This is a genomic window from Micromonospora sp. NBC_00821, assembly GCF_036347035.1.
In the GTDB taxonomy this organism is placed as follows: Bacteria; Actinomycetota; Actinomycetes; order Mycobacteriales; family Micromonosporaceae; genus Micromonospora; species Micromonospora hortensis.
Window position 1 is genome coordinate 1251119 of record NZ_CP108880.1, and the last position, 24508, is coordinate 1275626.

22 protein-coding genes are annotated in these 24508 nt (G+C 70.9%); 20 read left to right on the forward strand and 2 right to left on the reverse strand.

Annotated elements, in window-relative coordinates; genetic code table 11:
• Entirely contained in the window at positions 1-1242 is a 1242-nt protein-coding gene (locus OHB44_RS05835) for an SUKH-3 domain-containing protein (protein WP_266303624.1), read from the reverse strand.
• Between the two features lie 78 nt (positions 1243-1320).
• Between OHB44_RS05835 and OHB44_RS05840 the strand changes: the two genes are divergently transcribed.
• The 14 genes from OHB44_RS05840 to ahcY all read left to right on the forward strand — a co-directional run bounded on the left by OHB44_RS05840 (position 1321) and on the right by ahcY (position 16134).
• Complete coding sequence (locus OHB44_RS05840) at positions 1321-1743, forward strand: YbaB/EbfC family nucleoid-associated protein (RefSeq protein ID WP_330439829.1); 423 nt, start codon at positions 1321-1323, stop codon at positions 1741-1743.
• Positions 1740-2072: a hypothetical protein gene (locus OHB44_RS05845; RefSeq protein ID WP_238683545.1), complete on the forward strand. Its 333-nt coding sequence runs from the start codon at positions 1740-1742 to the stop codon at positions 2070-2072. Before OHB44_RS05840 ends, OHB44_RS05845 begins: the two co-directional genes overlap by 4 nt.
• 15 nt (positions 2073-2087) lie before the next feature.
• The gene (locus OHB44_RS05850) at positions 2088-6176 is read left to right on the forward strand and encodes a toxin glutamine deamidase domain-containing protein (protein WP_330439830.1); all 4089 of its coding nucleotides are present in this window, start codon (positions 2088-2090) and stop codon (positions 6174-6176) included.
• Positions 6145-6432, forward strand: a complete 288-nt coding sequence (locus OHB44_RS05855; protein WP_330439831.1) for a hypothetical protein — start codon at positions 6145-6147, stop codon at positions 6430-6432. The genes OHB44_RS05850 and OHB44_RS05855 overlap by 32 nt, the downstream gene beginning before the upstream one ends.
• A 12-nt stretch (positions 6433-6444) precedes the next feature.
• Positions 6445-6879, forward strand: a complete 435-nt coding sequence (locus tag OHB44_RS05860; RefSeq protein WP_330439832.1) for a hypothetical protein — start codon at positions 6445-6447, stop codon at positions 6877-6879.
• Between the two features lie 62 nt (positions 6880-6941).
• A complete protein-coding gene (locus tag OHB44_RS05865) occupies positions 6942-7190 on the forward strand; it encodes a hypothetical protein (protein ID WP_330439833.1) in 249 nt (82 codons plus the stop codon).
• Between the two features lie 107 nt (positions 7191-7297).
• Positions 7298-8002, forward strand: a complete 705-nt coding sequence (nfi, locus tag OHB44_RS05870; RefSeq protein WP_330441187.1) for a deoxyribonuclease V — start codon at positions 7298-7300, stop codon at positions 8000-8002.
• A gap of 151 nt (positions 8003-8153) precedes the next feature.
• Positions 8154-9215, forward strand: coding sequence for a hypothetical protein (locus OHB44_RS05875; RefSeq protein WP_330439834.1), 1062 nt, complete (start codon positions 8154-8156; stop codon positions 9213-9215).
• Between the two features lie 69 nt (positions 9216-9284).
• Complete coding sequence (locus OHB44_RS05880; protein WP_238683538.1) at positions 9285-10670, forward strand: phosphomannomutase/phosphoglucomutase; 1386 nt, start codon at positions 9285-9287, stop codon at positions 10668-10670.
• A gap of 61 nt (positions 10671-10731) precedes the next feature.
• Positions 10732-10917 (forward strand): Trm112 family protein, encoded by a 186-nt coding sequence (locus OHB44_RS05885; RefSeq protein ID WP_091394023.1) that lies wholly within the window; start codon positions 10732-10734, stop codon positions 10915-10917.
• The gene (locus tag OHB44_RS05890; RefSeq protein WP_330439837.1) at positions 10914-12113 is read left to right on the forward strand and encodes an SIS domain-containing protein; all 1200 of its coding nucleotides are present in this window, start codon (positions 10914-10916) and stop codon (positions 12111-12113) included. The genes OHB44_RS05885 and OHB44_RS05890 overlap by 4 nt, the downstream gene beginning before the upstream one ends.
• Before the next feature lie 67 nt (positions 12114-12180).
• Positions 12181-13188, forward strand: a complete 1008-nt coding sequence (locus OHB44_RS05895; RefSeq protein ID WP_238683536.1) for a cation diffusion facilitator family transporter — start codon at positions 12181-12183, stop codon at positions 13186-13188.
• 3 nt (positions 13189-13191) lie between these two features.
• Positions 13192-14355: a mannose-6-phosphate isomerase, class I gene (gene manA / locus OHB44_RS05900; protein WP_330439839.1), complete on the forward strand. Its 1164-nt coding sequence runs from the start codon at positions 13192-13194 to the stop codon at positions 14353-14355.
• A gap of 279 nt (positions 14356-14634) precedes the next feature.
• Entirely contained in the window at positions 14635-16134 is a 1500-nt protein-coding gene (ahcY, locus tag OHB44_RS05905; protein WP_238683534.1) for an adenosylhomocysteinase, read from the forward strand.
• Positions 16135-16318: 184 nt separating this feature from the next.
• Here the strand turns inward: ahcY and OHB44_RS05910 are convergent, their stop codons facing one another.
• Positions 16319-16465 carry a hypothetical protein gene (locus OHB44_RS05910; RefSeq protein ID WP_238683533.1) on the reverse strand — a complete coding sequence of 49 codons (147 nt, stop codon included), beginning with the start codon at positions 16463-16465 and terminating at the stop codon, positions 16319-16321.
• A gap of 172 nt (positions 16466-16637) precedes the next feature.
• Here OHB44_RS05910 and efeU point away from each other — a divergent pair, with 172 nt between their 5' ends.
• The 6 genes from efeU to OHB44_RS05940 all read left to right on the forward strand — a co-directional run bounded on the left by efeU (position 16638) and on the right by OHB44_RS05940 (position 24493).
• Positions 16638-17543, forward strand: a complete 906-nt coding sequence (efeU, locus tag OHB44_RS05915; RefSeq protein WP_330439841.1) for an iron uptake transporter permease EfeU — start codon at positions 16638-16640, stop codon at positions 17541-17543.
• 22 nt (positions 17544-17565) lie between these two features.
• Complete coding sequence (efeO, locus tag OHB44_RS05920) at positions 17566-18699, forward strand: iron uptake system protein EfeO (RefSeq protein WP_238683531.1); 1134 nt, start codon at positions 17566-17568, stop codon at positions 18697-18699.
• A 25-nt stretch (positions 18700-18724) separates the two neighbouring features.
• Positions 18725-20002, forward strand: coding sequence for an iron uptake transporter deferrochelatase/peroxidase subunit (gene efeB / locus OHB44_RS05925; RefSeq protein ID WP_330439843.1), 1278 nt, complete (start codon positions 18725-18727; stop codon positions 20000-20002).
• 223 nt (positions 20003-20225) lie between these two features.
• Positions 20226-20915 carry an MtrAB system response regulator MtrA gene (gene mtrA / locus OHB44_RS05930; protein WP_030331519.1) on the forward strand — a complete coding sequence of 230 codons (690 nt, stop codon included), beginning with the start codon at positions 20226-20228 and terminating at the stop codon, positions 20913-20915.
• A 12-nt stretch (positions 20916-20927) separates the two neighbouring features.
• A complete protein-coding gene (gene mtrB / locus OHB44_RS05935; protein ID WP_238683529.1) occupies positions 20928-22685 on the forward strand; it encodes an MtrAB system histidine kinase MtrB in 1758 nt (585 codons plus the stop codon).
• 32 nt (positions 22686-22717) lie between these two features.
• On the forward strand, positions 22718-24493 hold the full coding sequence (locus OHB44_RS05940) for an LpqB family beta-propeller domain-containing protein (RefSeq protein WP_274530774.1): 1776 nt from the start codon (positions 22718-22720) through the stop codon (positions 24491-24493).
• Positions 24494-24508 lie beyond the last annotated feature (15 nt).

Consider the following 24508-nt stretch of genomic DNA (forward strand, 5'->3'; position numbering starts at 1 on the left):
CTAGTCGGCCTGCCAGGTGCCGTCGTCGCGGACCCGGGCGGGGGCCCGGCCGAGCAGCAGAGTGGTCAGCGCGGCGTCGATGGTGTCGCCGAGGAACCACTCGCCGGCCTGGTCGAGCGCGAAGACCCGGCCGCGCTCGTCCACCGCCAGGATGCTGTCCTGCTGCTCGGTGCCGATCGGGAAGAGGCGTACGCCGAGCACCGCGCCGAAGTCCGCGAGGGTGTCGGCGGTGTGCGCGATGGTGTGCGGGCGGATGTCGAAACGGGAGATCCACACCTGCTCGCCCCTGCCGCGCCGCGCACCGACCAGGCTGGGGAACGCGGTGAGCGCCTCCACGGCGGCGGGAAAGACCTCGTGCCGATGGTTGCGCCCCGGCACCGACGTGACGTCCCGTACGGCGGCGGCGGCCATGATCTGATCGCCGATGTGTGGCCGCCAACCGGCCGCGACCAGGGCGTTCGCGACCTCCGCCGGGAATCGCCCAGGATCGGGGTCGGATGCCTTCGGCGCGGTCCACGTCTCGGTGTAGGCGCGAGCCGACTCCGGCAGGACGTTCGCCCGCACCAGGAAGGCGATGCACGAGTCGCAGGGCCGCTCGGCGGGCCCACCAGCGGGATCGCCCGGCTCACGGATCCGGAAGATCTCGAAGCGGGCGCCCTCCAGTAGCGCCGCTGCCTCGGCCCGTCCCATCGGGGCGATGCCCTCGGCGACGCGGCGGTGGTCGTACTCGTGCAGGACGTCGGAGACCACGATCAGCTCGGCGTGCGCCGCCCCGCCGCGAACCAACTCGCCGGGGGGTAGCTGGTCGAGATAGTCGCGGACCAGCGGGTGATGGTTGATTGGCACGTCGGCCTTCGTGCCCTGGGCCGTCCAGATCCGTCCGTCGATGGTCAGGTGCGCGGCGGTGTTCGGGGTGGCGCCCCGATGGATTTCCCGGACCAGCAGGCTCGACGGGTCGAGAGTGCGGGGAGCCGTCGGCCCGACGGGCTGGCTACGCCGGTACAGCTCTGCCACCACAGTGCTCGGCACCCGGGGCCACGTGGTGACAGTGCCGGTCTGCTTGTCGATGACTGTCGTCGGCAGGTCACCCGGCACCGTGCGCACCTCGGTGGGCACGACGGACGTGATGACCCACCCCAGGTCGAACTCGTCGACCATCGCGGTGCACTCGTGGCCGAGACGCTGTGAGTCACGGCGGGCCCAGGTGGCGGCGAGCTGCTCGGCCTGTTGACGGTCGATCACGCATTGAAACTACCGGACTACACGGATCGATGGCGGCCGGTATTGTCTTGCTCTACCGACGGTGACGGGAGGGCGGCGGTGGACGAACAGGCGGACCGGGGCGTCAATCGCGAGCTACGTGCCCGATTCGACGACGTTTATGGGCAATACCAGCAGCTCAGGTCCGGTTTGGACACGCTCCAGAAGCGACTCGACGCGCTGCGGGTGACCCGCCGGTCGGCTGACGGCCAGGTGACGGCGACAGTGGGCGCGCAGGGCCAGTTGATCGAGGTCGAGCTGACGCCGGCCATCTACCGGGACCGCGACGCCGGCGCGCTCGGCCGAAAGGTCACCGAAACGATCCGGGCCGCCGCGACAGCCGCCGCCGACGCCACCCGCGACCTCGTCGCCGAGAGCATGCCGGCCGGCTCCGGCGCGACGGACTTCCTCAAGACCGGCGATTACGCCACGCTGCTCGGTCGGGCCGACGCCGTACTCGGCAAAGGTGAGGCGAAGCCATGACCGACGGGCAGCTCTGGCTTGATCCGTCCCGGGCCCTCCGGGGTGGTGCCGACCTGGCGCTCGCCGGCGAGGCGGTGACGGCCCGTCGTGCGGCGGAGGGTGGCGCGATCGAGGCCGCCAGCGGTGCCAGGCCCTGGGGTCGCGACGACATCGGCGCTGCCTTCGAGCGCAACTACCGCGGGTTCGAGCAGACAGTGCTGCGGGCCTGGGCCGGCGTCGGGCACCGGCTCACCGAGCTGGGCGGCGACGTGGTCGAGGCGGTCGACGCGAGCGTGCAGACCGACGGGGCCAACGCCGCCCGGGTCGGTCGGGCCGCCGACCGGCGCTGACGGTCGACGATCCCGATGAGCGTGCTGCCGAGCCCCATCCCGCACCCCCTGGACTACGCGCCGTGGGACGTGCCCGGCTGGATCTACGAGGCCCTCGACTGGGTGGTCGGCGTGCAGTGGCCGGAGGGCAACGAGCGGGCCGTCTGGGACGTCGCCGACCAGTGGTACGCGGTCGCCTCCGTGCTCGCCGGGCCGCACGCCGACGCCGCCGCGGCCGCCGTCGAGGTGCGCAACGGGTACGGCGGTGTCGGGGCTGTCGACGCGGCGTTCGAGGCGGCCTGGCGGGGGATCGCCGAGGGCGCCGACGCCCCGCTGCCTGTGCTGCTCGCGGTCACCGCCGACCTGGGCCGACTGGTCGAGGAGTGCGGTTGCGACATCGAGGGCGCCAAGCTGGAAGTCTGGATCGAGCTGGGCATCCTGGTCATCGAGCTTCTCACAGTGGCGGTGGCGGCGGTGCTGACCGCCGGTGCGGCAACCCCGGCCGCCGGCGCGGCGATCACCGCGACGCGACTGCTGGTCCAACAGATCTTCAAGCGGCTGATGGGCCAACTGGCCAGCAAGTCCCTCAAGCACGGGCTCAAGGAGGCCGGCGAGCGGGCCGCCAAGGACATCGCTCGAGGTGGCGCACGCGGGCTCGCCAAGCGAGCCGCCCGTGGCGGGCTGGAGGAGGCCGCCGAGGAGGCCGGGGTCACCCTGGCCACCCAGGCGTACCAGAACTCCACCGGGCGGGCACACGGCCTGGACCTGACCGATCTCGGCGCCTCGGCGGTCGGTGGCCTGGCCGGCGGGGCGGTGGCGCCGCTGGCCGGCCTGGGCCGGCACGCGACCGGGCGAGCGGCGAAAGTCGGGGAGCACCTGGGGCGGGAGATGACCGGCGAGGTGCTCGCCGACAGCGCGGCGAGCCTGGCCACCGGTCAGGGCCTGACCTCGATGGAGGACGTGGCGCGCGCCGCCGCGTCCGGGGCCACCGGTTCGGCGACCGGGCAGACCGACCACGCGCTACGCGCCCGGCTCGACGCACAGGCCAACGCCCTCGCCGGAGCATCGTTCACGGGCCCCTCCGTCCCGGCCGTGCTGCCTGTCGCGGGGGATGCGGTCTCTGCGGGAGGGTCTCCCTCAACGGTGGCCTCGGCTGCGGCGGGGGCTGCTTCTGCGGGGGCTGCCGGTGGTGTGGCTTCGGGTGGCGTGGTTACGGCTGCGAGCATTCCGATGCAGGCGACGGAGAGCGTTGCCACCACGCCGCCGAACCAGTCGGCTGCGCCGACGACACCGGCTGTCGAGCAGTCACGGGGAGCCGGGCTGGCGTCTCCGGTCGCGCCCGACGTGCAGACGTCGTCACCGATGCCGGTTGGCGCGGTGTCCGACGTGGACGCGGTGGATCGTTCGGTACGCGCGTCCGAGGTGACTCCGTCGACGGGTGGGTCGTTCGGCGACAGAGCGGGCGTCGCACACCCGGCCGACCCCGTGCCCTCGGCGACGACCACCACCGAGGCCACGTCGGCGGTGGGTGTCGGTCCCGTCGCGTCGGCTTCGGCTGCCGATCCGGCCACCTCGGCGGTGGCTGACCCGAGTCGGCCTGTGGTGGGTGCCGATCCGAGGCTTTCGTCGGCGTCCGCGCCCGTGGTCGGTCCCCTCGAATCGGGCGGGCCGGCTGCCACCGGTGTGCCGCCGGCCCACCCCGGCAGCTCACCGCACCCCACCACCTCCGGACCGACCGCCTGGTCTCCGACGACTGGACCCTCCGCGCCGACGATCAACCCCGGGCTGGCGGCGCCGGTCACCTTCGGCGTCCCGAGCACCACCAACGGGCCACTGCCGGTCGCCTCCACCCCACCAGCGGTGGGTCGGTTCGCCGTGCCCTCGCGTGTCCCCACCCGGGCGACGCCCGCACCGGTGCGCGCGCCCGACCATCCCGCCCGGGGAAGGGCGTCGATCCCCGTCGACGTGGCAGCGTTCGGCGCCCCGACGGTGCGCGAGCCGGAGACCAACGACTCGTACGCGGCGCAGTGGGCCGCTGCGGCGGAAGCCGCCGAGCGGCAGCGCTACCAGGACCACTACGAATCGGTGCGGATCGGGTTCGAGAACAACCGCCGGCAGGCCGAAGCCGCCCGACTGCGCACCCGCGCCGTGGAGCACGATCGGCGAGCCGTCGAGTACGCCACCTACGCCCGGCAACTGCACCAGGCCGGCAACCGGCAGTGGGCCGACGGCTGGCAGCGCGCCGCGAACGAGGAAACTCGCGCGTACGCCGAATGGCGTGACCTGGCAGACGCGGTGCTGGCCGGCACCACGGCCCCGCCGGTAGTGGACATCAGCGCCACCTTCGAGCACGCCAACCGGGACGTGGGCGCGCTCGCGCTCGGCGCTGTGGAAACTACCGGTCCGTCCATGCTCACCGGCGACGACGATCCGCCGCCGATCGACGACTCCCGGCCGTACGGGCAGCCCGGAGGACTTCGGCCACCGCTCGCCCTGCACCAGGTCGACGTCGAACGACAGATGCCCCGCGGACCGGACGGCACCGTCACCCGCACCGCCGACCCTCGACACGGCGGCTGGTTCCGGCTGCTCAACGATGGCGGTCCCGCGGCCGACGCCACCCGGGGCATCAACTGCCTGGACTGCACACTGTCGCTGTTCGAGACGTGGGTGCACGGGCGACCCCGCGTGTCGGCGCCCCGAACGTTCGACGGCTACCTCGACGGCGACATCCGGCGCCCCATCCGTGGCGAGGCGGGCGGCCCGGGTCGGGTGGAGGACGTGACCGGCGGGCGCTTCCAGCAACTCCTCGCCCCGGCGTCCGGTCAACGTACTGACGCAGCGCAGGCGCGGCAGGCCGCCGACCGGGGCTACCGCAACCTGCACGACCAACTGCTGCTGGGCGGCCACGGCAGTTACTCGTTCCTGGTCACCGAGTGGGCGCACGGCGGTTCGCACGCCTGGGTGGCGCTCAACCAGAACGGCACTGTGCTCTACGTGGACCCGCAGAACGGCGTGGTCCGGGACCGGCCGCTCTACCCTGACGTGGTCGGCATCGACGCGCTAGTGCTGAGCGGAGACGGCCGACCGATGCCGCTTGGCGGACTACCCCGGGGCCGGTTCAGCGAACGGCCCGACCTGCCGGATCACCCGCCGACGCACGACGACGGCGGCCACGGCGACCCGTACATCAACCGGATGTACCTGCTCCTCGACGGCCCGGGCTCGACAGGCGTGGGTGACGGCCGGACCGAATCGGGCGATGTTGCTCCGTCAACGTTCGACCTCGCCCAGCTCACCAGCGCGGAACTGGCGGTGCTGACGGAGCTTCGTGAGCGCGCCCTGGGCGCTGCTGACCGAGTCGAGGATGCTCTGGCTCAGGTAGGGCAGGACGTTACCGACGCGCTCGGCCTGAGCGACCCAATTCGGCTACGAGATCGCGAGTATCGCGTCAAGGGGCTGGAATCGCTGGCACGAAAGTACCTCGACGAGGCCCGCGTTGCCACGATCGACGCAACGGACTTTGCGGCAAGCGTCAATGACGTCCTGAGATTCTGCTTCGAAATGCCGTCGGGCCGGGACTACAGCAACGCCGTCGACCGGGTTCTTAGCGGCCTGATCGAAGCTGGCTTCTCAGTGCCGACTTCAGCCTGCAAGAACTTCTGGCGCCGCGGAAACCGCTTCTACGGATTGAATTGCACACTCCGTTCGCAGGACGGGATGCTAATTGAGTTGCAGCTACACACTTCGGTTTCGCGTGAAGTGTGGCTGGCCACCCATGAGGAGTACGAAGTTGTTCGGCGCCCGTCGAACAGCCCCGAACAACGAGTCGACGCTCTTCTGCGGATGCTCAGTGCGAACCGTGCACGCGGCCTGCCGGATGCGCTGCCGGGTGGGCTCGATCTCCGTTTTCCGGCCAAGGATGCCACCTTGGCCAAGTGGATCAGTCAAAACGTTGACGTCTGGCACGAATACCGCGCCTGGCTGACTCGCCAAGGGACAAGCCTCGCGCAGGTGGTGCAAGAGCTAGGGCTAAGGTCTCGTGACTTCCCCGTAGCGCCGCAGGTCGCCGAAGAGTTGGAGCAGGAGATTGTTGAGCTACTACGTGATCTACCGGATCGATGAGCAGAGCGGGCCGGCGGGCCTCTTCGTCATGGATGCGGGCCCAGGTCAGGCGATTCTCTGGGATCATCGCTCCCGAGCATGGGCCTACGATCCGGGACTTGTAGTGCGCTTCCTCGATGACTATCGGAATGCGGACCGTTACAAGAACGTGAGCCGCGCTGACGCTGAGGCGGTGGTTGAAGCAGTCACCGGTGGTGAGACGCTGCCCGACGAAAGTTCAATCCGCGCCATGTTCAAGCGCGGCGGTGGTCGCTGAGGGGATATTCCGATGGGCAGAGGTCTGGTGCTTCCCTCCTACTACCTCTACTACCAATCGCCGGTGAAGATCGTCGAGACTCCCGACGGCGGTGCCAGGGTCTGGCGGCTGTCTATCGACTCTGGGGGTTGGCACGAGAAGAACGACATCTTTGTTGAGATAACGCTAGGCGTCGGAGGTGACATTTTCCGGCGTACCGCGGAGGACTTCGTGCAGGAGGTGGAGGCATTCCGGGCTCACTATCTCAAGGGTGAAGGGCCAATCTTCGCGCTCTATGAGACGGTGCGTTCGATCGAGCTTCTGGCGGACGCCGAAGCGCGTCACGAGACGCCGAAGGAGCAGGCGCTCATTCGTGGGATTCGGCAGCGGACGTTCGTCATGTTCGAGGAGCAGCTTCGCGCGGCCGGTGATCCTGGCGCGGACCCCGACATAGCGAGAGCGAAGTAGGCATGCGTCGCGGATGGACAGACGGAGGGCGGGTCGGTGGCGGGGCCGAATAAGATCGACGCATGACGAGATCCGGTACGCAGAGCGTCAGGTCCACCGTCTGGGCCTGGCCGGTCGGCATCCTGATCGGTCTGGCGATCGGCATTCCCGTGTTCGGTGCGAAGGGTGGCGTCGCCTTCGGTGTCGCCCTCGGCATTGCCTTCGCGCTCGGCCTGGGTGCGATCAGGGGCCGGGCCGACGGTGACCCCGCTCACGGTGGCTCGGACGGTAGGGCCGCCGGGGATGGCGCCGACGCCTCGGGCCGAGGGTGATCGACTCCGGTTCCTTGAAGTCGGGGCATCCAAGGCCGTGGGATAGCCCGACTTCCGTGAAGCCGAGTGGATCATGGCGCACGCCGGGCACGCCGGGCACGCCGGGCATGAACGCCGCGCCGGACGCGGCGGGCGCGGGAACGACAGGGCCGGGCAGTGTTGCCGAGGCGGTGGCCGTACAGGAGGAATTGCGGCCGCTGGTGGACCTGGTCGGGCCGGGGCCGAGCGCGCCCGCGACGGTGGCCGGCCTGGACGTCGCGTACGCCGAGGGTGGTGACCTGCTGGCGGCGGCCGTGACGGTCCTGGACGCCCGGACCCTCGCGGTGGTGGATTCCGCTGTCGGTGTGGGGCGACCCGCGTTCGGCTATGTGCCGGGGTTGTTCGCCTTCCGTGAGTTGCCGGCGTTGCTCGCTGTGCTCGACCGGCTGACCGCCGTCCCGGACCTGCTGGTCTGCGACGGGCACGGGTTGGCCCATCCGCGTCGGTTCGGGCTCGCGTGCCACCTGGGGGTGGTCACCGGGTTGCCCGCGATCGGGGTGGCGAAGACGCCACTGGTCGGGGTGTGGGATCCGCCGGCCGCCGAGCGGGGTTCCTGGTCGTCGTTGCGTGACGGTGGTGAGGTCGTCGGTCGGGTGCTGCGGACCCGCGACGGGGTGAAGCCGGTCTTCGTCAGTGTCGGCCATCGGATGAGTCTGGAGAACGCGACAGCGCAGGTGCTCGCGTTGACTCCGCGCTACCGGCTGCCGGAGACCACCCGCACCGCCGACCGGCTGTGCCGCGACGCCCTCGCCGAGGCGCAGCAGGCCCGCTGACTGGCTGGTCAGCCCGGTCATCAGTTGGTCGGCGGGAGGCGCCGTAAACCGTAACGCCGCCCACATGCGGGGCGCTCTATGACCGGTGGGACAGGTGGGCCGGTAGTAGCCTGACCCGCGGACCCCACCCGGGGAGAACGGCGAGGTAATCATGACAGTGCGTCGACGCGTGGCACGGCTCGCGGCGGTCTGCGGTCTTGCGGGCGGCCTGGTGATGCTCGGTGCGTCACCGGCGTTGGCCGATCAGGACTCGGTCCGGGTGGGCGCGGCCAGTAGCTTCGCCGCCGGTGGTTCCGCGCAGGGGGTGAACGTCGCGGTGCGCAAGCGCACCGACGGGTGCGTCCTGTTGCGTACCGCGCTGGGCTTCAGCCTGGAGGGTCTCCAGCCGAACCAGGTGGCGGTCGAGGTCAACGCGGGCGGGCACTGGTTCCCGGTGGCCGTCACCGGCGGCGCCGGCACCGTGTCGACCGCGCAGACGTCACCCTTGAAGCCGACGCTGTGCAAGGGCAAGGGCATCACGGTGCGGTACCGGGTGGCGTTCGCGGCGGGTTCGCCGGGCGGCCGTCTCGTGGTCAGGGGCGCGGGCATCAGCGCCGCCGGCCAGACGCTGGGTCACGCCACGGACGCGGCGCGGCTGACCGGAGGGCGGGTCACTCCGTCGCCGACTCCGTCGCGGTCGCCGAAGCCGACGCCGACTCCGACCCCAACCGAGGTCGCTACCGTCGACGAGGCGGTGAACCCGGCGGCGCAGGGGGGCGTCTCCGCGGCGCCGAACACCACGGCGACGGCCGCCGAATCGTCCGGAGGAGGTTCACCGGTGATGTACTTCGGCATTGTGCTGGTGGCGGTCGGACTGCTGCTCATCGTGCTGCTGTTCCGTCGGTCCCGGCAGGACCGCAAGCCGTCCGACGACGCGCCGGGCACCCTCCCGGGCAACCCCGGTGGCACCACCTACCGCGCCGGGGGTGGGTTGCCGGCCGCGCCCGGTCGCCCCGGTCAGGTGTACGGCCAGCAGCCGCCGGCCGCCGCCTGGGGTGGTGCGGTGCCGTCACCGCGTCCCGCCACCGGCGGGGTTTACGGTGCCCGGCCGGACACCCCCGCCCCGGAGGCCACCCAGCCGATGCCGGGTCGGCCCGACGGTCGCCCGAAGCCCGGTGACCCGCCCACCGACGGTGACGGCCACACCGTGTTCATTCCCCGCCTCCCCGGCTGAGCGGAGGACGGCCCGGCCCTCCGTTAGGCTCAGGATCGGTGTCTAACCTGCGGCCAAGGAGTGGAACACGTGTCTGATCTGTCCCAGATTGTGAAGGCGTACGACGTCCGCGGGACGGTGCCGGACCAGTGGGACGAACGGGCCGCCGAGGCACTGGGCGCTGCCTTCACCCAACTGCTCAACTCCACCGACGAGCCGGGCGACGCCGTCGTCGTCGGGTACGACATGCGGGCCACCTCGCCCGGCCTGGCCGCCGCGTTCGCCACCGGCGTACGCGCCGAGGGCCGCTCGGTGATCGAGATCGGCCTCGCCTCCACCGACCTGCTCTACTACGCGTCCGGTTCGCTCGACCTGCCCGGCGCGATGTTCACCGCCAGTCACAACCCCGCGCAGTACAACGGCATCAAGATGTGCCGTTCCGGCGCGCGCCCAATCGGCCAGGAGAGCGGCCTGGCCGAGATCCGGGAGCGGGCCCAGGCCCTCCTGGACTCGGGCGACGCTCGTCCCGCCGGTGCGCCGACCCGGTCCGCCGAGCGACGCGACCTGCTCCCCGACTACGCCGGCTACCTGCGCAAGCTGGTCGACCTCTCGGGCATCCGGCCGTTGAAGGTGGTCGTCGACGCCGGCAACGGCATGGGTGGCTTCACCGTTCCGACAGTGCTCGGCGACGCGGCCCTGTCGCCGTTGCCGCTGGAGATCGTGCCGCTCTACTTCGAGTTGGACGGCAGCTTCCCCAACCACGAGGCCAACCCACTCGACCCGGCGAACCTTGTCGACCTCCAGCGCGCGGTGGTCGAGCACGGGGCCGACATCGGGTTGGCCTTCGACGGTGACGCCGACCGGTGCTTCGTGGTGGACGAGCGCGGCGAGCCGGTCTCACCGTCGGCGATCACCGCGCTCGTCGCCGCCCGTGAGTTGGCCAAGCACCCGGGTTCCACGGTGATCCACGGCCTGATCACCTCCAGTGCCGTCGCGGAGATCATCCGGGAGCACGGTGGGCAGCCGGTCGTCGCCCGGGTCGGGCACTCCTTCATCAAGGCGGAGATGGCTCGCACCAACGCCGTCTTCGGCGGCGAGCACTCCGCGCACTACTACTTCCGGGACTTCTGGTTCGCCGACACCGGGATGCTCGCGGCGATGCACACGCTGGCCGCGCTGGGCGAGCAGTCGCTGCCGCTGTCCGTGTTGGCCGGTGAGTACGAGCGCTACATCGCCTCCGGTGAGATCAACTCGACGGTGGTCGACCAGGCGGCGGCGGTGGCCGAGGTGCGCGCCGCGTACCCCGACGCGGTGGCCGACGAGATGGACGGGCTCACCCTGCGTTTCCCCGACGGCGCCTGGTTCAACCTGCGCGCCTCCAACACCGAGCCGCTGCTGCGACTCAACGTCGAGGCGCCCACCCGGGATCGGATGGTCTCGCTCCGGGACGACGTGCTCGACCGCGTTCGCCGATAAGATCGCCTGCGCCGGTCGGCACCGCCGTCGGTCAAGCCGTACACGTGGAAGGAGCCGCGCCATGGCCCTGGATCCGCAGTTGCTCGAGATCCTTGCCTGTCCGGACACGCACCACGCCCCGCTCACCTATGACGCCGAGGCGCAGACGTTGACCTGTACGGAGTGCGGCCGGATCTTCGAGGTCCGCGACGACGTGCCGGTGCTGCTGCTCGACGAGGCGCGCGGCGGCCCCGGGCAGTCCTCATGATCGACGGTACGGCCGGGGTCAGCGGACGCCGGGACGCCGACGAGGCCCTGCTCGACAACCCGCAGGCGTTGGCCGAGGCCGACCCGGGTGGCATGCTCCGGCACACGGCGTCGGCCGGTGCGCAGGTCCGCGAGAGCGCCGCGCTGGCAGCCGAGGCGAACCTCTCGGTGCTCGCCGACGACGGGCGGCCCCGAGCCGTCGTGATCGCCGGCATCGGCACCGCCGGGCGTACCGGGGACGTGCTGGCCACTGTCGCCGGGCCACGCTGCCCGGTCCCGATCATCGGGCACCGCTCCGCTGGCGTACCCGGTTGGGTGGGCGCGGCCGACGTGGTGATCGCGGTGAGCGCGTCCGGACGTAGCCCGGAGGCGCTCGGCGCCGCCGAGGCGGCCCACCGCCGTGGTGCCCGACTCGTCGCCGTGGGTGCCCCGGACTCGCAGTTGCAGTCGATCGCCGAGCAGGCCAGGGCGCCGTTCATCCCGGTGCCCCGGCGTGCTCCGGCCCGGGCCAGCCTCTGGGCGCTCACAGTGCCGGTGCTGCTCGCGGCCCGTTCCCTCGGGCTCGTGAAGGTCAACGAGGCGGACCTGGCCGAGACCGCGGCCCGGCTCGACGCGGACGCCGACCGCTGCCGGTCGGCCGCCGAGTCCTTCGTCAACCCGGCGAAGTCGCTGGCCCTGGGCCTGGCCGGCTCGATCCCGATCGTCTGGGGTTCGTCCCCGCTGGCCACCGTGGCCGCCCGCCGGTTCGGCGACACCCTGTCGGCAAACGCCCGCTACCCGGTGGTCACCGGGGCGCTCGGTGAGGCCGGGCGGGGTCGGGTCGGTCTGCTCGACGGTGTCTTCGGCGGCCTGGCCGAGGGGGAGCGGGACATCTTCGCCGACCCGGCCGACGACGACGACGGCGAGGGCACCCGGCTGCGGTTGGTGCTGCTGCGCGACGGCGGGCTCAACGCCGAGGACGACACCGATGAGCCCCTCGCCGTCGAGGAGCGCCGCGCGGACGCGGTGCAGACCCTCGCCGAGCGCCGTGGCGTGCGGTGCGACGTGGTGACCGCCGAGGGTGGCTCCGCCCTGGAGCGGCTGGCCTCGCTGATCGCGGTACCGGATTTCGCCTCGATCTACCTTGCCCTGGCCCACGGGCTGGACCCGATGGCCGTGCCGGCCATCACCGAGATGAAGGAGCTGTCGAACCAGTGAACGAACGCAATGGGCGGCGCGTCATGCGCGGACCGGGCGGCTTCGCGCGGCGAAGCGGAGCGGTGGCATGAGCGCCAATGGTGGGACGAAGGCGATCGTCGCCGCTTTGCTGGCCAACATCGGCATCGCCGTCACCAAGTTCATCGCGTTCCTGCTCTCCGGCTCGTCGTCGATGCTGGCCGAGGCGGTCCACTCGGTCGCCGACTCCGGTAACCAGGGCCTCCTGCTGCTCGGTGGCAAGCGTGCGAAGCGCGCGGCCACCCCGGAACACCCGTTCGGGTACGGCCGGGAGCGCTACATCTACGCGTTCATCGTGTCCATCGTGCTGTTCAGCATCGGTGGCCTGTTCGCGCTCTACGAGGCGTACCACAAGTGGCATCACAAGGGCGGCATCGAGTCCTGGCACTGGCTGCCGGTGGTGGTGCTGGTGTCGGCGATCATCATGGAGTCGTTCTCCTTCCGGACCGCCATCAAGGAGTCCAACCACGTCCGGGGCAACCAGTCCTGGGTCCGTTTCATCCGCCGGGCCAAGGCGCCGGAGCTGCCGGTGGTGCTCCTGGAGGACTTCGGCGCGCTTGTCGGTCTGGTGTTCGCCCTGTTCGGCGTCACCATGACGTTGATCACCGGCAACGGCGAGTGGGACGCCGCCGGCACCGCGATGATCGGCATCCTGCTGGTCGTCATCGCCGTCGTGCTGGCCATCGAGACGAAGAGCCTGCTGCTCGGTGAGGGCGCCGAGGCGTCCGAGCTGGCAGCCATCGAACGGGCCGTCACCGACGGCCCCGAGGTGGAGCGGATCATCCACATGAAGACGCTCTACCTGGGCCCGGAAGAGCTGATGGTGGCCGCCAAGATCGCCGTTCCGGAGTGGGAGAGCGCCCACGACCTGGCCCGTGGCATCAACGCCGTCGAGGCGCGGATCCGTGCCGCGGTGCCGATCGCCCGGGTGATCTACCTGGAGCCGGACGTCTACAGCGCCGCTGCCGCCGAGGCCGGCACCGGTGCCGCGGCCGACACCGCGGTGCCGCAGCCGCAGGACACGTCGGGCGAGGCGGCCGGGCGGCCCGGGGGCTGACAGGTGGAGCCACTGTACGGGCCGATCCGGGACTACGCCTGGGGCTCGCGCTCGGCAATCGCCCTCCTTCAGGGGCGATCGGTGCCGAGCGCGGGCCCGGAGGCGGAGCTGTGGTTGGGGGCCCACCCGGGCGCTCCGGCCCACGTGGATCGCGCCGGTCTGCGGGTGAGCCTCTGTGACCTGGTGCGGGACGAGCCAGGGCAGTGGCTCGGCCAGCGGGTGTCCGAGCGGTTCGGCAGCCGGCTGCCGTTCCTGCTCAAGGTGCTCGCGGCCGACGCTCCGCTGAGCCTGCAGGCCCACCCGGACGCCGAGCAGGCGCAGGCCGGCTACGCGGCGGAGGTGGGGCGTCCCGTGGGGCAGCGTAACTACTCCGACCCGCACCACAAGCCGGAGTTGCTGGTCGCGCTCACTCCGTTCGAGGCGCTGTGCGGTTTCCGGGATCCGGCGGAGTCGGCCGAGGCGCTCGCCGCGTTCGGCGTACCGGCGTTGGCGCCTGTTGTCGCCGCGTTGCGGGCCGGGCCGGCGGGGTTGCGCACGGCGGTGCGGACGTTGCTCGCCTGGCCGGTGGCCAGGCGTCACGACCTGCTGGCCGCGGTGGCGGCAGCGCCGGCCGACGGCCCGGACGCGGAGCTGACCCGCCGGTTGGCCAAGGCGTACCCGGGGGATCCGGGTGCGCTGGTCGCGCTGCTGTTGCACCACCTGCGGCTGGAGGCGGGGGAGGCGATCTGGATGCCCGCCGGCAACCTGCACGCCTACCTGAGCGGCTGCGGCGTGGAGATCATGGCGGCCAGCGACAACGTGCTGCGCGGCGGCCTGACCCCGAAGCGGGTGGACGTCGACGAGTTGTTGCGGGTGCTGCGCTTCGAGGTGCTCGACGATCCGGTGCGGGCCGCGCAGCCGGTCGGCCCGGGCGTGGACTGGTGGCCCGTGCCGGTGGACGATTTCGCGCTGCACCGGGTCCGGGTCGACGCGGCGGTGCCCTCGGTGACGCTGCCGTTGCCCGGCCCCCGGGTGGTGCTCTGCGCTGGTGGTTCGGTCACCGTGGACGACGGCGCTGGCGCGTTGACGCTGGTCTCGGGGGAGGCGGCGATCGGTACGGCGTTGGGAGCGCCGCTGCGGATCGACGGCGCCGGTGTGGCGTTCGTGGCGACGTCCGGGCTGCGCTGACCTCGCCTCGGGCGAAAGGCACAAGTCCGACTTTCCCGGAATAGCTTGACGTCACCCTGGCTGAGTGTGACTCTATGAGTACGCAGCGTTATCGCGACGACGGTCCGAGAACGTGCGGGGGAACCAAACCGGGGGGATGCACGGGGCGGGCGGGACGTGGGCGGGAAAGTCCGTCCATCACCGACCGCCCCGTGCGCTGTCCGCGGACCGTGCCTGATGCCCGTCGCCGACGCGCGTAAGGTGGAGGGTCGGCGCAGACATCGTTCGACAGGAGCTTTCATGACCAGCACCCTCCCGGCGTCCGCCAGCGGCACGCCGTCCGAGGCCCGGCCGAGCACGCTCGCCGACGGCGACTTCAAGGTGGCGGATCTGTCGCTCGCCGAGTTCGGGCGTAAGGAGATCCAGCTCGCCGAGCACGAGATGCCAGGCCTGATGGCGATTCGTCGCGAGTTCGCCGAGGCGCAGCCGCTCGCCGGCGCGCGGATCACCGGCTCCCTGCACATGACCATCCAGACCGCCGTCCTGATCGAGACGTTGGTCGCGCTCGGCGCGCAGGTGCGCTGGGCGTCCTGCAACATCTTCTCCACCCAGGACCACGCCGCCGCGGCGATCGTCGTCGGCCCGGACGGCACCCCCGAGGCTCCGGCCGGGGTTCCGGTGTACGCCTGGAAGGGCGAGACCCTGCCGGAGTACTGGTGGTGCACCGAGCAGGTGCTCGCCTGGCCGGACGGGCAGGGCCCCAACATGATCCTTGACGACGGCGGCGACGCCACCCTGCTCGTACACAAGGGCGCCGAGTTCGAGCGGGCCGGGGCGGTCCCGCCCGTCGAGTCCGCCGACTCCGAGGAGTACGCGGTCATCCTCGAGCTGCTGCACCGCTCGCTCGGCGAGGACGGCCAGCGCTGGACCCGGATCTCCGCCGGCATCAAGGGCGTGACCGAGGAGACCACCACCGGTGTGCACCGGCTCTACGAGATGCACCGGGCTGGCACCCTGCTCTTCCCGGCCATCAACGTCAACGACTCGGTGACCAAGAGCAAGTTCGACAACAAGTACGGCTGCCGGCACTCGCTCATCGACGGCATCAACCGCGCCACCGACGTGCTGATCGGCGGCAAGATGGCGGTCGTCATGGGCTACGGCGACGTGGGCAAGGGCTGCGCCGAGTCGCTGCGCGGCCAGGGCGCCCGGGTCGTGGTGACCGAGGTCGACCCGATCTGCGCGTTGCAGGCCGCGATGGACGGCTACCAGGTCGCCACCCTGGACGACATTGTCGAGCAGGCCGACATCTTCATCACCGCCACCGGCTGCTTCGACGTCATCACCAACGAGCACATGGCCCGGATGAAGCACCAGGCCATCGTCGGCAACATCGGCCACTTCGACAACGAGATCGACATGGCCGGGCTGGCCAAGCGGTCCGACGTCGAGCGGATCAACATCAAGCCGCAGGTCGACCTGTGGCGCTTCGCCGACGGGCACGCCATCATCGTGCTCTCCGAGGGCCGCCTGCTGAACCTGGGCAACGCGACCGGGCACCCGAGCTTCGTCATGTCGAACTCGTTCGCCAACCAGACGATCGCCCAGATCGAGCTCTTCACCAAGACCGAGGAGTACCCGATCGGCGTCTACGTGCTGCCCAAGCACCTGGACGAGAAGGTGGCCCGGCTGCACCTCGGCGCGCTCGGCGCCAAGCTGAGCACGCTGACCAAGGAGCAGGCCGCCTACCTCGGCGTCTCCACGGAGGGTCCGTTCAAGCCGGATCACTACCGCTACTGATCGACGTTTCCGGACCGGGTCGGCTGTTCGCAGCCGGCCCGGTTCGTCGTCTCCGCCGCCGGCTGGGCCCCACAGCTTTCGCGATCTTGCAGTTTCGGTTGGAGTTTTGCGGCTTTTGGCGCGATATGCCGCAGCAGGAAATGCAAGATCGCGGGTGGGGTGGGGTGGGGTGGGGTGGGGGCGGTTATCTGCGGCGGGTGGGGCGGAACCAGGTCCAGACGCACCAGATCAGCCAGCCGACCGACACGACGGTGGCCAGCGCCCGCAGACGTAGCGCGCTGAGCAGCAGCACCACGGCCAGCACCGCCAACCACGGCAGGAATCCCCTCACGGCGGGGATCCTCCCACAGCCGACCGGCGGCTGACCGGCTGCCGGGCGGTCGTCGGTCCTCGTCATGGGCTCAGTGAGCTTGTCGTGAACGACTTGACGAGGGTCCTGAGCAGGGAGGAAGGTATGCCTGCCCTAAGTCAGCCAAGGCGTGCCTAACCTACTCGGAGCCCGGATGTTCGCCACGTACCTGATCGGTCTGCGGGAAGGGCTGGAAGCCACCCTGGTGGTCAGCATCCTGGTCGCCTTCCTGGTGAAGTCGCAGCGCCGGGACCGGCTGCCGCAGGTCTGGGCGGGCGTCGGCCTGGCCGTGGCGCTATCGGTGCTCTTCGGCTGGCTGATCGAGTACACGTCGACCTCGCTGCTGTCCCGATCCGAGGACCGTGAGTTGTTCGAGGCGATCACCTCGGTCGCCGCCGTGGTCTTCGTGACCTGGATGATCTTCTGGATGCGTCGGGCCGCCCGGACCATCGCCGGCGAACTGCGGGGCAAGCTCACCGAGGCGCTGGCCGTCGGGTCCCTCGCCGTCGCCGGCATGGCCTTCCTCGCGGTGATCCGCGAGGGCCTGGAAACCGCGCTGATCTTCTACTCGGCCGCACAGGGCGCGGCCGGCGACAGCGGCCCGCTGCTCGCGTTGATCGGTGGAATCGTCACCGCCGTGGTCCTCGGTGTGCTGCTCTACGCCAGCGCCCTGCGGATCAACCTCAGCAAGTTCTTCACCTGGACCGGCGCGCTGCTGATCCTGGTCGCCGCCGGCATCCTCAAGTACGGCGTGCACGACTTCCAGGAGGCCGGCGTCCTGCCCGGCCTGAACGACCTGGCCTTCGACATCACCGGCGCGCTCGACCCGAGCACCTGGTACGCGGCCCTGCTCGCCGGCATGTTCAACGTGACTCCCGCGCCCACCGTGCTGGAGACGATCGCCTGGGTCGCGTACGCCGTGCCGGTGCTCCTGCTCTTCCTGCGACCGGCCCGGCGCAAGCCGGCACCCACCGCGACCACCACCACCGTCACCGAGCGCGGGGCCGACACCGGCGCCGAGGCCGAGGCCGAGGCGGCGTCTACGCCGCAGCGTGCCTGACCCACGAGGAGAGACAGCCCAGATGCGTACCACCCAGTTCTTCGCGCTGGCCGCCGCCGGCGTGCTGGCGACGGCCGGTCTGGCCGCCTGCTCCGACTCCGACAAGGGTGACTCGGCCGCGTCCGGCGGACCGATCGTGGTCAAGGCCAGCGACACCGCCTGTGAGGTCGGCTCGACCGACCTGGGCGCCGGCACCGCCACCTTCAAGATCACCAACTCGGGCGCGAAGGTGACCGAGTTCTACGTGTACGCCGACGGCGACCGGGTGATGGGCGAGGTGGAGAACATCGCCCCCGGCCTGAGCCGCGAGCTGCACGTGGAGTTGCCGGCCGGCACGTACCAGACTGCCTGCAAGCCAGGGATGAGTGGCAAGGGCATCCGGGGCGCGCTCAAGGTGAGCGGGTCGGCGCAGCCGCTCACCGCCGACGCCGCGCTGGGTGACGCCACCGACAACTACCAGCGCTACGTCAAGAGCCAGACCACCGCTCTGTTGGACAAAACCGAGGAGTTCGTCGGGGCGGTCAAGGCCGGCGATGTGGCGAAGTCCAAGGCGCTCTACCCGGTCGCCCGCACCTACTGGGAGCGGATCGAGCCGGTTGCCGAGATCTTCGGCGACCTCGACCCCAAGATCGACGGTCGCGAGGAGGTCATCGAGGAGGGGATGGAGTTCACCGGCTTCCACCGGATCGAGAAGGACCTCTGGCAGTCCGGCGACATCAGCAAGGACGGCCCGATCGCCGACCGCCTGCTGGTCGACGTCAAGGAGATCGTGGCCAAGGCGAACGCCGAGAAGCTCTCCCCGCTCCAGCTCGCCAACGGTGCCAAGGAACTGCTCGACGAGGTGGCCAGCGGCAAGATCACCGGCGAGGAGGACCGCTACTCGCACACCGACCTGTGGGACTTCGCCGCCAACCTCGAAGGTTCCAAAGCCGCCGTGTCCGCCCTGCGGCCCGCGTTGCAGCAGCGCTCGCCGGAGCTGGTCACCCAGCTGGACACCGAGTTCACGAACGTCGAGGGGCTGCTCGGCAAACACCGCGACGGCGACGGGTGGAAGCTGCACACCGCGCTGAGCAAGGCCGAGCTCAAGGAGCTCTCCGACGGGATCAACGCGCTCGCCGAGCCGATCAGCAAGGTCGCCGCGGCCGTCGCGAAGTGACCACCTGGCAGAAAGAGTCGAGTCGATGAGCGGGAGCAGGTTCACCCGGCGCCGGGCGATCACCCTGGCCGCCGCCGGGGTGGCGGGGGTCGCCGGAGTGGCGGCCGGCGCGGGGGCGCTGCTGAACGGCTCCCACGGCCCGGCCGCGGCGAACGACCACCCGGCCGGGGCTGTGCCGTTCCACGGTGAGCACCAGGCCGGCATCGTCACCCCGGCGCAGGACCGGCTGCACTTCGTGGCCTTCGACGTGATCACCAAGGACCGGGCCCGACTCGTCGAACTGCTGGAGGAGTGGTCGGCCGCCGCCGCCCGGATGACCGCGGGGCGCGATGCCGGGGTGCTCGGTGCGGTCGGCGGAATGCCGGAGGCCCCACCGGACGACACCGGCGAGGCACTCGGCCTGCCTCCCTCGCAGCTCACCCTCACCATCGGCTTCGGGCCGACGCTGTTCCGCGACGCCGACGGGCGGGACCGGTTCGGCATCGCCGACCGTCGGCCCGCCGCCCTCGCCGAGCTGCCCAGGTTTCCCGGCGACGCGTTGCAGCCGCAGCTCTCCGGCGGCGATCTGTGCGTCCAGGCCTGCGCCAACGACCCGCAGGTAGCGGTGCACGCGATCCGCAACCTGGCCCGGCTCGGTATGGGCGTGGTGAGCGTCCGCTGGTCGCAGTTGGGCTTCGGCCGCACCTCGTCGACCTCGCGGGAGCAGGCCACCGCGCGCAACCTCTTCGGGTTCAAGGACGGCACTGCCAACCTCAAGGCCGAGGACACCGAGCTGCTACGCGACCAGTTGTGGGTGCAGCCGGGCGACGGGCCGGACTGGATGGCCGGAGGCTCGTACCTGGTGACCCGCAAGATCCGGATGCTCGTGGAGACCTGGGACCGGACCTCCCTCGCCGAGCAGGAGGAGATCGTCGGCCGAACGAAGGGCAGCGGCGCGCCGCTGGGTCGCGGCGACGAGTTCGACGAGCCCGACTTCGCCGCCCGTGGCGCGGACGGCAAGCCGGTGATCGCTGAGCACGCCCATGTCACGCTGGCCCATCCGAGTCGGAACGGCGGCGCCCAGTTGCTGCGTCGGGGTTACAACTTCGTCGACGGCTCGGACGGCCTGGGCCGGCTCGACGCGGGCCTCTTCTTCATCGCCTACCAGCGCGACCCACGCCGCCAGTTCGTACCGATCCAGACCCAGTTGGCGCGGCACGACGTGATGAACGAGTACCTGCGGCACGTCTCCAGCGGGGTGTTCGCCTGTCCTCCCGGGGTACGCGACGGCGGGGATCACTGGGGGCGTGGGCTGTTCGGCTGATTGTCGTCCGGATGGCGACAACCGGATCGGCCCGGCCTGCGGTGGCGCCAGGCGGCGCCGAAGGGGGATCATGGTGGCAGCCTGGCGGCGGCCTGTTCGTGCGCCAGGCACCGCAGCCGTGGCGCCGCCGCCGCGGACCGCGATCACCGTGGTGACGGCGGCGCGAAGCGTTACCGGCGGACGCCGGTCCCACCGAACTGAATGAGGATGCAATATTAATCCCATGAGAGCCCGCGTACTGGTGGTCGACGATGACCCCGCGCTCGCCGAGATGCTCGGCATCGTGCTGCGCAGTGAGGGTTTCCTGCCCTCTTTCGTGGCGGACGGCGAGCGGGCGTTGGCCGCCTTTCGCGACAGTCGTCCCGATATCGTGCTGCTTGACCTGATGCTTCCCGGTATGAGTGGTATCGACGTGGCCCGGTCGATCCGGGCGGAGTCCGGCGTGCCCATCGTCATGCTGACCGCCAAGAGCGACACCGTGGACGTCGTGCTCGGCCTGGAGTCCGGCGCCGACGACTACGTGGTCAAGCCGTTCAAGCCCAAGGAACTGGTGGCCCGGATGCGGGCCCGACTGCGCCGAGGCGAGGACGTGGCCCCGGAGATGCTCACCATCGGGCCACCGGACAACCAGATCACCATCGACGTGCCCGCGCACACGGTGAGCCGCAACGACGAGGAGGTGAAGCTGACGCCGCTGGAGTTCGACCTGCTGGTCGCGCTCGCCCGCAAGCCACGTCAGGTCTTCACCCGCGAGGTGCTGCTCGAACAGGTCTGGGGCTACCGGCACGCGGCCGACACCCGTCTGGTCAACGTGCACGTCCAGCGGTTGCGGGCCAAGATCGAGCCGGACCCGGAGCGACCGGAAATCATCCTCACCGTGCGGGGCGTGGGCTACAAGGCAGGGACCGGATAGCCTGGTCGCACTGTGTCGACCTCGCCGCCCCCACCCTCCCCGAATACGGCTGCCCGCCGGCCCAGCGCCGGCGGGGAGCTCTGGCGTGCGGTGAGCGGTCGGGTCGCTCGTGCTGTGGGTCGGGCACACCAGACCTGGCGCCGCTCGCTCCAGGTCCGGGTCGTGACCATCACGCTGGTCGCGTCCAGCCTGCTGGTCGGCGGGTTCGCGTTCCTGATCGCCGACAAGATCACCACCATCCTGCTCGACAGCGCTCGCAGCGACGTCCGGCAGCGGGTGACCAGCGGTGCCAGCTACGCGGCCAAGCAGGTCTCCTTCTACGGGCAGCCGCAGGAGGCCCAGCTCCAGGAGACCATCGACGGCACTGTCAACTACCTGGCCGGCGGCGACCCCCAGCAGACCAGCGGGGTGGTCGTGGCGATCACCGCCGACGACTATCCCAACGACATCCAGACGCGCACCTCCCCCTCGGCGAACGTGCAGTCGCTGATCAGCCCCGAGCTGCGGGCCGCGATAGCCGACGGCAAGGTGGCCAGTCAGATCCGCACCGGGCGACTCACCGGAGAGACCACCAAATACCTGGTCTACGGCTCGCCGGTGCCCACCCGCTTCGGCCAGATCGAGCTCTACTATCTGGTCCCGCTGGGCCGGCAGGACGTCACCGCCGCCGACGCCCGCGCGACTGTGGTGGCCACCGGTGTCGCGCTGGTGATCCTGCTCGGGTTGCTCGCGGCGCTGGTCACCCGGCTGGTGGTCAACCCGGTCCGGGTCGCGGCACGAACCGCCCAGCGGCTCTCCGCGGGCCTGCTCGACCAGCGGATGGTGGTCAACGGCGAGGACGACCTGGCCCTGCTCGCCGCGTCGTTCAACCAGATGGCCACCAACCTGCAACGGCAGATTCTGCGCCTGGAAGAGATGTCCCGGTTGCAGCGCCGCTTCACCTCGGACGTCTCCCACGAGCTGCGTACCCCGCTGACCACGGTCCGGATGGCCGCCGACCTGATCTTCGCCGAGCGTGACGAGTTCGACCCGGCGGTCGCCCGTAGCGCCGAGCTTCTCCAGGCCGAGTTGGACCGATTCGAGGAGCTGCTCACCGACCTGCTGGAGATCAGCCGGTTCGACGCGGGCTTCGCCATGCTGGATTCCGAGCCGACCGACCTGGTGCCGGTGGTGCACCGGGTGGTCGACCGGCTGGCCGGCCTGGCCGAACGGGTGGGCGTACCGATCGAACTCGACCTGCCGGGCACGCCGGTCATCGCCGAGGTCGACCCGCGCCGGGTCGAGCGGGTGTTGCGCAACCTGGTCGGCAACGCCGTCGAGCACGGTGAGGCCCGCCCGGTGCTGATCACCCTCGGCATCGACGAGACGGCCGTGGCGATCACCGTCCGCGACCACGGTGTGGGGCTGAAGGTGGGCGAGGAGAAGCTGGTGTTCAACCGGTTCTGGCGGGCGGACCCGTCCCGGGCCCGGCAGACCGGGGGCACCGGCCTGGGCCTGTCGATCAGCCTGGAGGACGCACGGCTGCACGGCGGCTGGCTGGAGGCGTGGGGTGCTCCGGGGCAGGGCGCGCAGTTCCGGCTCACCCTGCCGGCCCGTGCGGGCGATCGGCTGACCACCTCACCGCTGCGGCTGGTGCCTGCCGACGCCGCCCTGCCGTTCGGCGGCCCCCGCGACGGTGGACCACTGGCCATCGGTCCCGGCACCGGCGGGGCCCTGGCGATCGGCCCGGCTCCGGCCGGAGACGGACAGCGGACGGAGGTGCGCTCGTGAGACGGCCGACTCTGCTCGGGACCCTCGGCGTGATGGTGCTGCTGGGCGCCGGCTGTGGTATTCCGGCGGCATCCGACGTGCGGGTGGACGGCAAGGGCGGCGCCGCGACCGAGGCCGGTGTGATCAGTCGGGGCAGTGAGCCACCGACGCGGACGGCCAGCGGCAGCGTCAACGAGACGTTCGTCCGCAACTTCCTGTCCGCCGCCGCCGGCGAGCCGGATCGGGCGTACGAGCGGGTCAAGGCGTTCATCGCACCGGAGGACAAGACCCGTCTACAGGACAAGAAGGGCAGCGAGGTCGCGCTGAACGTGGTCCGGCTGCGCGAGGCGGTCTACACCCTCAACAGCGACTCGACCACGACCGTGAAGATCACCGTGCAGCAGATCGGGGTGCTGCGGACCAACGGTACCCTGGCCCCACCGGTGGCGACCGAGACGGAGTACGAGTTCGGCCTGCGTAGCGCGTCCTTCAACGGTGGCGTCAACGATGACCGGGCCGGCCTCTACATCATCAACCCGCCCAACGTGCTGCTGCTCAGCGACACCGCCCTTCGGGAGTATTACCAGGACGAGACGATCTACTTCTGGAGTTCGGACCGCAGCCGCCTGGTGCCCGACCAGCGCTACCGGCCGCAGGCGGTGCCGGTCGAGCGGCAGGTCAACGAGGTGGTGAAGTGGCTGGTCGGTGGCCCCTCCGACTGGTTGCGCCCGGGAGTCGTCGGGCTGCCGGACCGCACCGAGCTGATCAACAACGCCACCGGCGGCAACGGCCGGTGGGAGGTCAACCTGGACATGTCCGGTGACGACCAGAGCGGGATCGACCAGTTGATCACGCAGATCGCCTGGTCGTTGGGCGACCTCCCCGGTCAGCTGGAGTTGAAGATCCGCAACAACGCGCAGCCCGTGGTGGACCTGGGCGAGCGACGAGACTCCCGGGAGCTCTATCCGTATGCCGCCAGCCCGCAGCGGTTCGGCGTGTACGACGGCGCGATCCACCCACTCGACTTCGAAGGCGAGCCCAGCGGCACTGTGCCGTTGACACCCGAGGCCAACCGCAACGTCGTCTCCGCCAGCCTCGGGCTGGCCAAGGACCGCCGGATCCTCGCCGCGATGGTGGTCGCCGACGGCAAGAACCGGTACCGACTCGCCGTGGGCACGGGCGCCGACCCGGTCTCCGTGATCAGCCGCAGCGCCGCCGAATACTCCTCGATCGGCCGACCGGTCTGGCTGCGTACTGTCGACAACCGCCCCAGCCGCGGCCTGGTGGTGGCCGACGGGCAGCTCTACCGGTTCGACGAGGCGGCCCGGATGTATCCGGTACCGCTCAACCTGCCCTCCGCCGCGGTCACCGCTGTGGCCGCCGCGTTGGACGGCCAGCGGGTGGCGCTGATCGCCGGCGGCCGTCTCTACGTCGCCGCTGTCAACCTCGACGGCGGCGGGGCCTCCATCGGCCCGCCCCGAGAGTTGGTCACCTCGCTGACCAACCCGACGGCTGTCGACTGGGGCAGGGAGGACCAGCTGGTGGTGGCGGGGTCGGTCGGCCAGCCGGCGATCTACGAGATCAGTGTCGACGGCGCCCTGGAGACGCCGCTGCGGACCGACCTCGGCGCCAAGGTCAACCACCTGACCGCGTACCCGACCAACCGCGGTGTGCGAGCGCCCAGCGGGGCGTACATGTACGAGGCGAACGGGGTGGCCTACCGCAGCAGCCCGTTCGAACGGATCGAGCCCGGCCGGGTACGCGACATCGCCCCGGTGCCGACCGGTGTCCGGCCGAGCAACCCGTCGGCGCCGTTCTTCCTCTACTGACACGGTGAGCGGGCT

What these genes read in the sequence shown, in the direction of transcription:
- OHB44_RS05860 (WP_330439832.1), top strand. Translation starts at nt 6,445, where the DNA reads ATGGGCAGAGGTCTGGTGCTTCCCTCCTACTACCTCTACTACCAATCG.
- mtrA (WP_030331519.1), top strand. Translation starts at nt 20,226, where the DNA reads ATGAGAGCCCGCGTACTGGTGGTCGACGATGACCCCGCGCTCGCCGAG.
- OHB44_RS05940 (WP_274530774.1), top strand. Translation starts at nt 22,718, where the DNA reads ATGGTGCTGCTGGGCGCCGGCTGTGGTATTCCGGCGGCATCCGACGTG.
- ahcY (WP_238683534.1), top strand. Translation starts at nt 14,635, where the DNA reads ATGACCAGCACCCTCCCGGCGTCCGCCAGCGGCACGCCGTCCGAGGCC.
- efeO (WP_238683531.1), top strand. Translation starts at nt 17,566, where the DNA reads ATGCGTACCACCCAGTTCTTCGCGCTGGCCGCCGCCGGCGTGCTGGCG.
- OHB44_RS05890 (WP_330439837.1), top strand. Translation starts at nt 10,914, where the DNA reads ATGATCGACGGTACGGCCGGGGTCAGCGGACGCCGGGACGCCGACGAG.
- nfi (WP_330441187.1), top strand. Translation starts at nt 7,298, where the DNA reads ATGAACGCCGCGCCGGACGCGGCGGGCGCGGGAACGACAGGGCCGGGC.
- OHB44_RS05850 (WP_330439830.1), top strand. Translation starts at nt 2,088, where the DNA reads ATGAGCGTGCTGCCGAGCCCCATCCCGCACCCCCTGGACTACGCGCCG.
- OHB44_RS05865 (WP_330439833.1), top strand. Translation starts at nt 6,942, where the DNA reads ATGACGAGATCCGGTACGCAGAGCGTCAGGTCCACCGTCTGGGCCTGG.
- OHB44_RS05895 (WP_238683536.1), top strand. Translation starts at nt 12,181, where the DNA reads ATGAGCGCCAATGGTGGGACGAAGGCGATCGTCGCCGCTTTGCTGGCC.
- efeB (WP_330439843.1), top strand. Translation starts at nt 18,725, where the DNA reads ATGAGCGGGAGCAGGTTCACCCGGCGCCGGGCGATCACCCTGGCCGCC.
- OHB44_RS05845 (WP_238683545.1), top strand. Translation starts at nt 1,740, where the DNA reads ATGACCGACGGGCAGCTCTGGCTTGATCCGTCCCGGGCCCTCCGGGGT.
- efeU (WP_330439841.1), top strand. Translation starts at nt 16,638, where the DNA reads ATGTTCGCCACGTACCTGATCGGTCTGCGGGAAGGGCTGGAAGCCACC.
- OHB44_RS05885 (WP_091394023.1), top strand. Translation starts at nt 10,732, where the DNA reads ATGGCCCTGGATCCGCAGTTGCTCGAGATCCTTGCCTGTCCGGACACG.
- OHB44_RS05875 (WP_330439834.1), top strand. Translation starts at nt 8,154, where the DNA reads ATGACAGTGCGTCGACGCGTGGCACGGCTCGCGGCGGTCTGCGGTCTT.